Below are 12,288 nucleotides of genomic sequence, written 5' to 3'. Positions count from 1 at the left end.
TACATAATGGCCCACGGTCATGATGAACACGCCCCAACCGAACACGAAGCTCATCACAGCCATGCTAAGTTGTATGTGATCATCTTCTTTGTCTTGTTGGTGATGACGGGGATTGAAATTGCCCTACCGATCATCAACAAAGCTGAGATTATGGCCAAACAATTAGAAGTCGCATTGTTGCTTGGATTGATGACAATCAAAGGCGCAATTGTGATGATGTTCTATATGCACCTTAAAGGCGATCGCCGCATGTTTGGGACGCTGTTTGTCTTCCCAATTGTGTGTGTGCTGTTGATGATGTTGGGCTTCTTTGCCCTGTTCCAACCAGAATTATGGTAAGCAAATGAATGACTGGACGCTTGATTGGCCGCTGCTTTTTGGCTTAATCGCCGCAACAGTTGGCTATCTCTGGGCAGTTGGCCCAGCTCGCAAGCGCCTAGGCGGGCCAGCAGCCTTCCCAGTCGGGAAGGCTGTTGCCTTCTTAAGCGGCTTGTTGGCGCTTGGTTTGTCGATCATGTCGCCAATTGGCATTTGGGCTGATCGCTATCTTTTTACCATGCACATGGTTCAACATATGATTTTGACCATGTTTTGTGCCCCAATGTTGTTAATTGGCATCCCCGAATGGCTACTGCGGCCTTTGGTGCAATTGCCATGGGTTTATAGTATTGTGCGTTTTGCCGTCAACCCAATCGTGGCATTTAGTGCCTTTAATATTTCCTTCAATGGCTGGCACTTTCCCCAATTCTACGATTTGGCCTTGCGCAACGAACTGGTGCACATTCTCGAACATCAAATGATGATGGGCAGCGCAATTTTATTGTGGGCACCATCGCTAATTCCGTTGCCCGAATTACGCTCGTCGTATCCGGTGCAGATGCTCTATTACTTTGTGAATTCAATTATCCCAACGATTTTGGGTGCCTTGATCACCTTTGCTGATAGCGTGTTGTACCCAACCTACGAGCTAGCGCCACGGATTTGGGGCATCAGCGCGATTGCCGATCAACAAATTGGTGCGTTGATTATGTGGATTCCTGGTGGCTCGATTTTTATCCTAGCAATCACCATCGCTTTCTTCAAATGGATGAACCGCGAGGATGAAGAACAAAGCCTACCGAGCATTGCCGACCAAAAAGCGGCGGCTCGCCAGTAAGTTTGGGCGAATGCGGCTAAGCGATTGCTTGTTTAGCCGCATTGATTGTTAATACTTCAATTTCAATACATACATTCTTCGATCAGGCCGATTCCCATCTGAAAACGTAACCGCACCCTCGTAGATAATTTCATAATGCTCTGGTGGAATACTATTAATAAATCTGCTTTTGCCCATTTCCCCGCTATACCATGAATCAATAATATAGCGAATATCCTGGTGTTGAATATAGTTCCATAGCACATTTTCGTTTGCTAAGCCACGTGTAAATAAAATATTCTGGCGTAAAACCTCATCGACAAACGCTGGGCTGTTTGCTAAGCCATCTAAATTAATCGTCGAACCATTTTCATAAAAATAGCCAACAATCCCTGCATTCCACGAACCAATAGTCGTATTTGGCGCTAATGCTTGGTTGGCCCAACTAGTGGCTTTGAGTGCTTCATCCTGCCAAATATACGAGAAAAATCGATAGGTTCCACGATAATGTTCACTGGTTTTTTGCGGTAATAGCTCCTGTGGAAAACGACTCAATGGGCTTAATAAAAATATGCCAATTGCTAGCAACATTATGTATTGCACTGGCTTAATGATGGGTTTGATTTGGCTTAATTGTTGCCAACCAATGATACTTGCTACCACTAATAAACCCAATACCAAGCTAAACCAAAATAATTCTGGTACTGGATACCAAATCGTAAAGCTGAGGTAACGTTGAAAAAATAGCCAATTAACCACGCTATTTGCTAAGGCAATGATGCCACAATAGCTTAATAATTTGATTAGTTGTTGATTGATGGTAATGCTTCGTTGCCATAATCCACCTAAAAATCCAATTAATCCAAGCCCAATACTCAGCAAAAGAACTTGATTGAGCGTTGAAACAAGCGTTATTGACGAGAATTTTTGATCAAAATAAATATCTGTAACTTTTTGGGGCACAATTTGACTAAGATATTGCCAGAAGAAATTCGCCCGCGGAACATCTAAAAATTCAGGATGCTGTAAGAGTAATTGTTCCTGTGAGCTAAGCATGCCACCCAGCTCAACGCCAGTTTGTTGATTAAGCCAATAGACGATTGAAGGTTTAGAAATAACTGTCTTTAAGCTGCCACTATTGGGAAAAAGCGTACCAAATGCAGCATAGCTATAGCCAAACCATAGACTTAATACTAAACTAAAGGTTGCTAAATAGAATCCAATCTGGGATTTTTGCTGACGATTATGATAGAGCCGATAGAGCAGAATTGGCCCAACAAACATCAGATTGTTGATCCGAACCAGCATAAAGCTAGCATCGATTAACCCATACAGGCTTGATTGTTGGCGATTTTTAAAATGGATATTGAGAAGGCTTAAAGCAATCAGTGCATATAAAAAAACTGAGAGTGAATTTTCTTTACCTGAAGCAAATATACGTAATAAGTAGATATTGCTAACCCAAACAAACCATGGAATAAATGTTAGTAGCCGTTGCCTGATCAATAACTTGCTGATTTTGTAGATAATTAAGCCAGTTAAGAGATAGAACAGGCATCCCACTAGAAGCGAAAGCTTGAAAAATAGAATTTTACTTGATATAAAAAAAGCCATTATGGTTAGTAAAACCATCCATAATGGCTGAAAGCCGTATGTTTCATTCAAACCGTCAAAGGTATAAAATCCATAGGCTTTGAAATTCCAGGCCGGTAGGAAATAATAAAACGAATCATCTTGAGGTTGAGTAAAGGCTAAATAAGCCACATCAGAATTGAAGATAAATAGTGCATAGCATAGAAATATACAAAATGTTCCAAATACAATAATATACCGATCTTTGATTGATGTTAATTTAAATGTGCCCATACAAGCCTTTGCATAAAAATCCATTAGATGTTTCAATGCATTGAAACATCTAATGGATTGATCTTAAATGGTACGAGTTTTGGCTTATTATAGGCAATTTTAAGTGAAACTCAAATTTGTTTATGGGCACGAATCAAGCACGATGTAAAGCGTTCAGCCAATTGTTGGCCTTGCAAATCGCTTAATCCGGCTAATTCCTCGGGCAACTTGCCGCCAATATCCTCGAAGCTATAGCGATGGGTTACCTCGAAACTAATCGCTTGAAAGCCTGCTTGCGCCAAAAATTGTTGATATTGTTCACGCGTTGGCGCACCCGCTACACAACCAGCCCAGTTCATGGCCGCGCGTAAACTGGCTTCAGGCAAAGGAAAATCAGCCAAACTGCCGTCGATCACAATATCGGAGATCGCCATATAGCCGCCAACTTTGAGCACACGATAGGCCTCGCGCAAGGCCATGCCCTTATCGGGAGCGAGGTTAATCACGCAATTGGAGATAATTACATCGACTTGCTCATTCTCAAGTGGCAGTTGCTCAATATCGCCTTTCAAAAAAGCCACATTCTCAATCTGGGCTTTATGCGCATTCTGGCGGGCCAAATCGAGCATGGCATCGGTCATATCAACTCCATAGACAAAGCCGCTTGGTCCAACTTGTTTGGCAGCAAGCAACACATCCAAACCGCCACCAGAGCCAAGATCAAGCACGACCTGGCCTAGTTGCAAGGCGGCCCGCACAACTGGATTGCCACAACCACGGGTGCTGTTGACGGCGGTTGCGGGCAAATCGGCGGTTGTTGTATCACGGTAGAGCGTGCTGCTTAGCGAAATATCATGGCTGCTGCAACAACTAGTTTTTGGCTGCTCCTGCTGCACTTGCTCAGCCCATTCACCATAATAGGCTTGGACGCTGGCTTTAATCGATTGATCGTTCATGATTCACTTCTCCATTGAAAAAATTCAATCTTGCTAGCAAAAAAATTAAACTAAGTGTTTGACCATCAAGGTCGCGCTGCTGCAAATGCTGCCCCACTGCACCGAGGCATGCAAGCGCGAATCGGCTTCGGCTCGCTCGATTGGCTGGTAGCCGTGGGCGGCAAAAAATTTGGCGGCGCTGGTAGTCAAAAGATAGAGTGTTTGCAAGCCAAGTTGTCGGGCTTGTTGCTCCAAAGCATCCAACAAAGCCGCGCCTAAGCCTTGGTTTTGTTGATCTGGTCTAACTGCGACTGAGCGCAATAAGCCAAGCTCGCCGTAGATTTCAAGTGCGCCACCAGCTTGTAGCTTGCCGTCTTGCCACCAGCCATAAGCTTGGGCCGTGGCTAAACCTTCGTTACCCAACCCGACTGTGCTCAATAAATGCTCGAATGTTGGCTGTTGATCTGAAGTGATTAATTCAAGTTGCATAGGCCATCCTATTGAAAAAATTCAATTCAAAAGCTAAAAAAAAGCTAGCCTGAGGCTAGCGATTCCAAGTATCCAAGTGGCGGTTGATGCGGGCTTTGAGGCTGGCAAGGCGTTCGCGTTCAACCCGATAATAGGCCCACGGCCCACGCCGTTCGCAACTGACCAAGCCAGCTTCGCGCAGCAACTTAAGATGATACGAGACAGTTGGCTGCTTGACCGCGACCGCTGCCTCCAGATCGCAGACGCAAACATCGTCAGTTGAGTTGGTCAGCAGCGTCAGCAATTGCACCCGTACCGGATGTGCGAACACCTGAAAATCGGCGCTAATCGCCTCGGCTTCAGTTTCGTTCAAGCCAGCGCTGGCGGGCGCACAACAGCCAGTAGTTTGGGCAATCAGTTCAATAATGCCAGTCATAATTCAGCCTCCACTAGCACTATAGCACACTTATCGAATTAATTCAATATTGAAATCCATCGTAAGACTGATTTACATAGTTATTCAATATTTTATTATTCAATTATCCAATTATTGAATAAATTAGTGAGAAATAATATGCAACTTCAATCATCAGCGGTCACTGATAGCCTTAACACGCTGCAATTGCTCAATCGGGCAGCGACAATTCGTGGGGCTTCAGCTTGGGTTCAACGGACGGCGCAGGCACTTAGCGCCAAGCAATTGGCCGATAATCAATTGGTGGCAAGCTTGGGCTTTGGTTTATTACCGCAAAACCCTAGCCAACCCATGGATGATTTTTTGGCCGAACTAGGCAGCAGCGAGCCAAATCAATGGGTCGCTCAACTCCAACAACACCTGCTCGAACTGAGCGCGAGCGCTGGGCCGCTCACCAGCGAACGGCTGTGGCAGGCCTTGCGCAATGCTGGCATTTATAGCGAACTTGCGACCCAACAAGAACTTTTGGCGGCGATGCAACAACCAGATCAATTGTTGGCGCGGGTTTGCCAACACCTTGAGCATATGTGGCAACTTTGCTTGCAAGCTGAGTGGCAACAAGCCCAAACTGCAATCAGCCAACTCAATCGCCAGCTCCAAGCCCAAGTTCCCAATGAAGCCGCACTCAAAGGTTTTCGCCAAAGCTTGGGCTATGCAGTTAATCAAGAGTGGCAGCAATTGCAGGGACAACGCCAAATTGTACTGTTTGCCGCGACCCAAAATGGCAGCCTAACCACGTTTTTGGCTGATCGCCAGCGTTTGTGGGTTGGCATTGGTTTTGGCATCAGTAACGAGCTTCAGCCACGGGTGGTGAGTCGCAACGAGTTATTATTTCGCTTGCAAGCGCTAGCCGATGCCGCGCGGATTCAAATTATGGAGCTTTTGGCGCAGGGCGAATTGTCGGCTCAAGCAATTATTAGCCAAACCCAACTACCGCAATCGAGCGTTTCGCGCCATTTGAATATTTTGCGCAATGCTGGCTTTGTGCAGGAGCGGCGGGCGGGCGGCGCAACCAAGAGCTATCGCTTGGTCACAAGCCACATCGGGGCAACCTTGGCGGCGCTTGAGCAAACGCTCAATCAACCAAGCGCAAGCCCAAGTAGCTCAGCTCAATCAGCATCAGCAGTGCCAACCAGCATTCAACGCTTTTTCAATCGTGAAGGGCGCATGGTTACTTGGCCTAGCAAACACATCGATCGGATTCCGATTTTGGAGTATTTTGCCCAGCAATTTGAGTTTGGCCGTGAATATAGCGAACGCGAAATTAACGAGCTGCTCAAGCCGCACACTGGCAGCGATGTAGCCAACCTGCGCCGCTACTTGATCGATGTCAAACTGTTCGAGCGCGATGGGACTGGCTCGCGCTATTGGCGCAAAAAGGAAGAGTAGAGTGTTAACCGCGAAGAGCGCGAAGAGCGCTAAGTAATGTTAATATCTAACTCCTTCGTGTTCTTCGTGTTCTTCGTGGTGAAAAAATAAATTTGGAATCGATTGTTGTCTTTTATGCGCTATGTTCTGTTGACCTCTTGATTACTTCTTGCGAAATAGAAAAATATATTCGTGCTTGAAGATATAAAAGCCGCCGACCAAGGCGCGATAGCGCCATAGCTCTTTTTGATGGCGCTTGCCAGTGGTATCTTCAAAATTTTTGACGATGATGCTTTTGAGTTGAAAGCCTTGCTGCTGTACAACTTCCATGGTGCGAAATCCAAGAGCCACCCACTCGCCATGCATATATTTATCGCCGATAATTACCGCCAGATGCCGACCGCGTTGCAAAACAGGCTTAACCTGAGCCACCGCCGCCGCCATTTGGCCCAGAAAATCCTCGACTGAAGGTGCATTGGATAAATCGCGTTCATCGTCGCTGAAGTTGATAATATCGAAATAGGGCGGGTGCATAATCGCCAACTGTACATGGCACTGACCATAATCTGCTAAAAGTGCTTGCCAATTGATTGTAGTGCAATCGCCATGGACTGAACGCGCCACAATCGCCAGCGGATTTGGCTCGCGCTCGACGGCTTGGTTGGCATACTCGACCATATGCGGCTGTAACTCAACGCCCAGCACATTGCGACCCAAGCGTTGGGCTTCGATTAACGTTGTGCCTGAGCCTGCAAAGGTATCAATTACCCAATCGCCCTGTTTGGTATAACGCCGCATCAGCTGATTGGGAATTTGCGGTACAAAATTGCCCCAATAGCCCGCCGAATGCACTCCCGAGCCATCGCGGCGATCGATCATCCACAGGCTATCAGTGTTAATATCGTCGTATTCCTTCCAACGATTGAGGTTAATATCGTTGATCGCGGTGGTGCGCACGGTGGCAATGCTCCGAGCCAGCCGCTCGATATAGTAATGCGCTCGTTCGAGGGTCTGGGCCTCGCTAATTTGCTGCAACTCACCAAGCAAAAAAGCATAATCAAACGCGACACTCTCAGCCTGATCAGCGATCCCATCGGCATAATCGGCTAAGTGCGAGGTCGTAGCAAGAATACTAGCGCGGAGTGCGACGAGGGCTGTGAGATCACGCCAACCAGCCAGAAGATTGAGCAAACGTGGTTTGCGAAACCAAAGCAACCGATCCATGCAATCACCCATGAACAATTCTCAAGCGGGGCTGGTTTGTGCAACCAACCCCGACAAACGTTTACTGTGCGAGACGCTTATTTTACAACGAATAGAGTTCGCCGTATTTGGTGCGGAGATAGCGAATATACGGCTCAATGCTGAGGTCTTGGCCTGTAACCTTGCGGATCAAGGTTGGTACGCTATATTTGCGGCCATGAACGTACATATTCGATTTCAGCCAATTGTGCAGGTTGGCAAATTGGCCTTGGCTAATTTCAGTTGGTATATTGGGATTGGCTCGCACAGCAGCATCAAAAACTTGAGCGCTGAGGATATTGCCCAACGTGTAGCCTTGGAACGAGCCACCGATAATCCCACCATACCAGTGGACATCTTGCAGCACACCATCGCGATTATCGGGTGCGGTAATGCCCAAATCGCTGCGATAGCGTTCGTGCCAAGCTTCAGGCAAATCGCGAATTGCCAATTTACCTTCGAGCAAGGCCAATTCCAAATCGAAGCGAATCATAACGTGCAAGTTGTAGGTCACTTCGTCTGAATCGGTGCGAATCAACGAGCGCTGCACTTTGTTAATCGCCCGATAGAAGGTATCTAAATCGACCTTGCCCAGTTGATTGGGGAAAGCGGCCTGAGCTTTGGGATAGGCATATTGCCAGAAGGCGCGGCTGCGACCAACCACATTTTCCCACAAGCGTGATTGTGATTCGTGGGTTCCTGCCGAAGCTCCGCTTGCCAATGGGGTATTTTCGTAGGCTGGATTTACGCCCAACTCATAGACGGCATGGCCAGTTTCGTGAATTGTGCTAAACAGGCCATCGCTCAAATCGTTTTCACGGAAGCGGGTGGTGATCCGCACATCACCAATCGAGAACTTGGTCATGAAGGGATGGTGGGTTTTATCTTGGCGACCGCGCTCGAAGTCGTAGCCAATTTCGCGAATGAGGCTTTCACCAAAGGCCAATTGCTCAGCTTCGGGGTAGTGTTGCAACAAACAGCTATCGTCAGCGGCAGGTTGCTCGGTGATGGTTTTGACCAATGGCACGAGTTGTTCGCGCAAGGGTCCAAAAATCTCACGAATTTTTGCCACCGTCATGCCTTGATCAGCCATATCGATCAGTGGATCGGCAATATGTTCGCTGGGGCCGAAAAATTCAGCATAGCGGCGGCTGAGGTCAAGGGTTTTTTCGAGTAATGGGGCGACTGAAGCGAAGTCGTTGTTGGGGCGAGCTTGGGTCCAGGCGGTATAGGTTTTGGCGACGTGCGAATACAATTCAGCAATAAACTCGCTGGGCACGCGCACCGCTTGGTCATAATCGCGCTTGGTCACCAAGACCAAGGCTGCGTCGTCCGATTCAGGATCTTGTTGTTCGGCCCACGGCACGAGCTGTTCAAGCAAGCGACCAACTTCGGGCGCGGTGGAATGCTCGTGGGCTAAGCGGCTGAGCGTGGCCATTTGGCGACCACGAGCTTCGGCCCCGCCAGCGGGCATGTAGGTGCTTTGATCCCAATTTAACACAGCGCTAGCATACGATAAATCTTGAGCAACCCCAATTTTTTCCTTCAAATCAGCTAATTGTTCTTGCATTCTGTTCTCCTACACAGGTGGTACGCTTGTGCAACGGCGCACACTCGCTCAGTCATTATAATTCAATTCAGCGCTAGCTGAGAACCAGTTTGACGCATTGCAGCGATCATCTGGAGCGCCCTCAACCTTGTGAGTAGTCAAGTATCTAGAATGGGTGAATGCCTGAGCAGCTAAAATGAGCAACTATTTAGCCCTAGCCGGCAAATCTAATGATCTGAGCCAAGAATTGAGCGTAGTTGCAGTTGATTCAAATAGGCCAAACGTATGATACCCCTTGGTACTATTAGGGGGTGCGAACTCATCCCTTGATGGTAGCGAAACTGCCTAGGTAACCCATAAATCAAGTCCTATAGTCCTGTTATTTCTAGTTGCGCGAAGCGACCGAGTATGTCATACTCAAGAATAACCATTTTTCCCAACGGGTCTTTCACTATGCAACGATCACTACCATCTGCAAAACAGCTTGGCGTAGCTGCCTTTGCAACGTTGATTTTAGGCATTATCTTGCTCTATGCAGGAGCCTTAACCATCGCACCACTGGCTTTGCTCGGTTTTGTCGTGTTATCAATAGTGGCAATGGTATCGCTCACCGCCCACGACATAGAAGATACCATTCGAAAGAAAGGGCGTTCTGAATGAGTTTGCTACCCGCCGCCATCGACGATAACGAACTATCTCCTGCCCGCAAAACCTTGCTTGATCGCATCCATTTGGTGTGGATATTTGTCAATGGCTCAACTGCATTAAGCTTGTTTTTCCTCTTTCTCTTCAATTTCTTTAGCGGCAACAGTGCTTGGGTCCAAATGTTGATCTTATCGATCTCATCGATTGGCTCAACGGGGATTTTGTGGTATACCAATAGCAAGCCTGTTCAATGGCGTTTATGGGCAGCCTTGATTAGCTCGATGGTCGCATTACTTGAAATTGCACTTTTCTTCCAAAATGGCTATTTGATTGCAATTTCGGTCACGAGTGTGGTCAGTATCTATGCAGTTACCGCTGATCGCCACGAATTAATCACATGGTCGGCAGTGATTGGCGTGATTTTTACGATTATTTTTGCGATTTTGAATGGAGTTGAACAAACTCCGCCAAAATGGCTGAATGATTTACACCTCAACCTGCTAATTTCAAAAGTGTTGGTTCCGGCCTTTATTGGCGGCGGGATTGTGATGATTGCCTTGTTGCTGCTTGGTTTGAGCAACACGCTGCGTCAATCACTCAACGAGGCCAATGAGCGCCGCCGAATTGCCGAAGAAGCTCAAGCAGCCCAAGCTAAAACTTTGGCTCAGGTCGAGCGTCAAGCAGCTGAACAAGCTCGTTTGCTTGAATTGGTGCGCGACCTCGAAACGCCAGTTATTCCAGTGCTCGATGGTGTGTTGGTGTTGCCAATCGTTGGTCACCTCGAAAGCAAACGGCTGGAAAATTTGACCGAATTGCTGCTGAATCGAGTTTCACAAGAGCGTGCCCACACGGTGTTGCTGGATATCACAGCGGTTTCAGTGGTTGATACGGCTACTGCTCAGCACTTAATTCAACTAGCCCGCGCAATTCGTTTGCTGGGCGCTGAATGTGTGATTACCGGGATTCGCGCTCATGTTGCGAGCACCTTGGTGGCACTGGGGATTACTTGGGAAGGCCTGCGCACCGCTGGCTCGTTGCGTGATGGAATTGCCAAAATTATCGCTGAAAAGAATATTGCAATTTAGGAATTTGGCTTGTGGTTTTTGATGATACTGATTTAACGCCCAACCGGATTGAAATGGCTCGTCGCGCTGCGACGGGTCATTTTATTGATCTGACCAGTAGTAACCCAACGCAGCAAGATTTGCTTTTTCCGCCCGATGTGCTGGAGCAAGCCGCCCAAAAATATTGGTCACAACGGTGCTACGAGCCAAATCCACGCGGTTTGGAGCCAACTCGGCAGGCAATTATTGATTATTATGCTCAGCGCAGGCCAGCTTTGGCGCTAACGCTTGATGATATTTTTATTACTGCCAGCACCAGCGAGGCCTATAGTTTGTTGTTCTCGTTGCTCACCGCACCAGGCGATAATATTCTTGGGCCAAATGTCACCTATCCATTGTTTGAATATTTGGCCGATTTGCATCACGTTGAGTTGCGTACCTACGAGCTTGATCCTGCTAACAATTGGGTGATCGATCAGGCTTCGTTGCTGGCCGCTGCTGATCAGAACACACGGGCGATTTTATTAATTTCACCGCATAATCCAACTGGGGCAATTATTAGCGAGCCAATCGCCGCATTAAATCAACTAGGAATTCCATTGATTTGCGATGAAGTGTTTGCGCCGTTTGCGTTGGCCAAATCGCATGTGCCAGCATTAGGCGGGCTGCATCCCGACGTACCCGTATTTCAATTGAATGGCATTTCTAAGCTCTTAGCCTTGCCCGACCTCAAACTAGGCTGGATTGCGCTGAATCAAGCGGCTCAAGGCTATGCAGAGCGTTTAGAACTGATCAACGATACCTTTTTGAGTTGTAGCACATTAATTCAGACGATGCTGCCCGATTTGTTGCATGCTGCGCCGCCGTTTATCGATCAGATGCTTGAGCGAGTGCGAGCGAATATTGCCTATGCCCGTGAGCATTTAGCCCAGCACCCACGCTTGATTTGGAGCGAGCCAGATGGTGGCTATTATTTATTTTTGCAAGTACGCGATGAATTCGATGATGAAGCCTTGGTCGTGCGTTTGATCGAACAAGGGGTGTTGGTGCATCCAGGCTTCTTTTTCGATTGGATCGATGATTGTCGGATTATGCTCTCGGCCTTGACCGAACCGCACCAATGGCAAGCAGGTATCCAAAAATTGGCTCAGATTCTTACAATTTGACAAGCAATCAATCTTCGGCTATAATCAGCTGCGCTGTCGGAATACGGCAGGTTTACAAAAAAAGCGGGTAGGTACCAGAGTGGCCAAATGGGGCGGACTGTAAATCCGCTGGCTTACGCCTACGGGGGTTCGAATCCCTCCCTGCCCACCAATTTGTTTTCCATGTCACAGACAATGCCCTTGTAGCTCAGTTGGCAGAGCACACCCTTGGTAAGGGTGAGGTCACGGATTCGAGTTCCGTCAAGGGCTCCATACCTATGCTGGAAAACGATCCGACACTTTGTGCGGGTCGTTTTCATTGAAACTTACAAAACCCCATTTGGGATTGTAGGAGGACTAACACTCAATGGCTAAGCAAAAGTTCGAGCGGAACAAGCCCCACATCAACATTGGGAC

12 protein-coding genes and 2 tRNA genes are annotated in these 12,288 nt (G+C 47.5%); 8 read left to right on the top strand and 6 right to left on the bottom strand.

Annotated features, from left to right (window positions below; genetic code table 11):
• Nucleotides 1-6: 6 nt before the first annotated feature.
• Both DEF47_RS04430 and DEF47_RS04425 read left to right on the top strand, forming a co-directional pair.
• Nucleotides 7-339, top strand: coding sequence for a cytochrome C oxidase subunit IV family protein (locus DEF47_RS04430; RefSeq protein ID WP_012187667.1), 333 nt, complete (start codon nucleotides 7-9; stop codon nucleotides 337-339).
• Nucleotides 340-343: 4 nt separating this feature from the next.
• Nucleotides 344-1,156, top strand: a complete 813-nt coding sequence (locus DEF47_RS04425) for a cytochrome c oxidase assembly protein (RefSeq protein WP_012187668.1) — start codon at nucleotides 344-346, stop codon at nucleotides 1,154-1,156.
• Between the two features lie 48 nt (nucleotides 1,157-1,204).
• Here DEF47_RS04425 and DEF47_RS04420 read toward each other — a convergent pair whose 3' ends face one another.
• The 4 genes from DEF47_RS04420 to DEF47_RS04405 all read right to left on the bottom strand — a co-directional run bounded on the left by DEF47_RS04420 (nucleotide 1,205) and on the right by DEF47_RS04405 (nucleotide 4,819).
• Complete coding sequence (locus DEF47_RS04420; protein ID WP_012187669.1) at nucleotides 1,205-3,025, bottom strand: DUF8728 domain-containing protein; 1,821 nt, start codon at nucleotides 3,023-3,025, stop codon at nucleotides 1,205-1,207.
• An 86-nt stretch (nucleotides 3,026-3,111) separates the two neighbouring features.
• Entirely contained in the window at nucleotides 3,112-3,936 is an 825-nt protein-coding gene (gene arsM, locus DEF47_RS04415) for an arsenite methyltransferase (protein ID WP_012187670.1), read from the bottom strand.
• A 45-nt stretch (nucleotides 3,937-3,981) separates the two neighbouring features.
• A complete protein-coding gene (locus tag DEF47_RS04410) occupies nucleotides 3,982-4,404 on the bottom strand; it encodes a GNAT family N-acetyltransferase (RefSeq protein ID WP_012187671.1) in 423 nt (140 codons plus the stop codon).
• A 55-nt stretch (nucleotides 4,405-4,459) separates the two neighbouring features.
• Entirely contained in the window at nucleotides 4,460-4,819 is a 360-nt protein-coding gene (locus DEF47_RS04405; protein ID WP_012187672.1) for an ArsR/SmtB family transcription factor, read from the bottom strand.
• 138 nt (nucleotides 4,820-4,957) lie between these two features.
• Here DEF47_RS04405 and DEF47_RS04400 point away from each other — a divergent pair, with 138 nt between their 5' ends.
• Nucleotides 4,958-6,247, top strand: coding sequence for a DUF2087 domain-containing protein (locus DEF47_RS04400; protein ID WP_012187673.1), 1,290 nt, complete (start codon nucleotides 4,958-4,960; stop codon nucleotides 6,245-6,247).
• A 141-nt stretch (nucleotides 6,248-6,388) separates the two neighbouring features.
• Here the strand turns inward: DEF47_RS04400 and DEF47_RS04395 are convergent, their stop codons facing one another.
• Both DEF47_RS04395 and DEF47_RS04390 read right to left on the bottom strand, forming a co-directional pair.
• Nucleotides 6,389-7,450 carry a TRM11 family SAM-dependent methyltransferase gene (locus DEF47_RS04395; protein ID WP_012187674.1) on the bottom strand — a complete coding sequence of 354 codons (1,062 nt, stop codon included), beginning with the start codon at nucleotides 7,448-7,450 and terminating at the stop codon, nucleotides 6,389-6,391.
• Between the two features lie 82 nt (nucleotides 7,451-7,532).
• On the bottom strand, nucleotides 7,533-9,038 hold the full coding sequence (locus DEF47_RS04390) for a carboxypeptidase M32 (RefSeq protein WP_012187675.1): 1,506 nt from the start codon (nucleotides 9,036-9,038) through the stop codon (nucleotides 7,533-7,535).
• 432 nt (nucleotides 9,039-9,470) lie between these two features.
• Between DEF47_RS04390 and DEF47_RS04385 the strand changes: the two genes are divergently transcribed.
• The 5 genes from DEF47_RS04385 (at nucleotide 9,471) to DEF47_RS04365 (ending at nucleotide 12,144) form a co-directional block, all read left to right on the top strand.
• A complete protein-coding gene (locus tag DEF47_RS04385; protein WP_041303782.1) occupies nucleotides 9,471-9,677 on the top strand; it encodes a hypothetical protein in 207 nt (68 codons plus the stop codon).
• Nucleotides 9,674-10,747, top strand: a complete 1,074-nt coding sequence (locus DEF47_RS04380; RefSeq protein WP_012187676.1) for an STAS domain-containing protein — start codon at nucleotides 9,674-9,676, stop codon at nucleotides 10,745-10,747. The genes DEF47_RS04385 and DEF47_RS04380 overlap by 4 nt, the downstream gene beginning before the upstream one ends.
• Nucleotides 10,748-10,758: 11 nt before the next feature.
• Entirely contained in the window at nucleotides 10,759-11,892 is a 1,134-nt protein-coding gene (locus DEF47_RS04375; protein ID WP_012187677.1) for a pyridoxal phosphate-dependent aminotransferase, read from the top strand.
• Between the two features lie 65 nt (nucleotides 11,893-11,957).
• Nucleotides 11,958-12,043: transfer RNA gene (locus tag DEF47_RS04370), tRNA-Tyr, on the top strand.
• A 25-nt stretch (nucleotides 12,044-12,068) separates the two neighbouring features.
• Nucleotides 12,069-12,144: transfer RNA gene (locus tag DEF47_RS04365), tRNA-Thr, on the top strand.
• The last annotated feature ends 144 nt before the right edge of the window (nucleotides 12,145-12,288 follow it).

The sequence above is a fragment of the Herpetosiphon sp. genome (assembly GCF_003512625.1).
GTDB lineage: Bacteria > Chloroflexota > Chloroflexia > Chloroflexales > Herpetosiphonaceae > Herpetosiphon > Herpetosiphon aurantiacus.
Note: the sequence above shows the minus strand (reverse complement) of the source record. Positions and strands in the feature narration are given on the sequence as shown.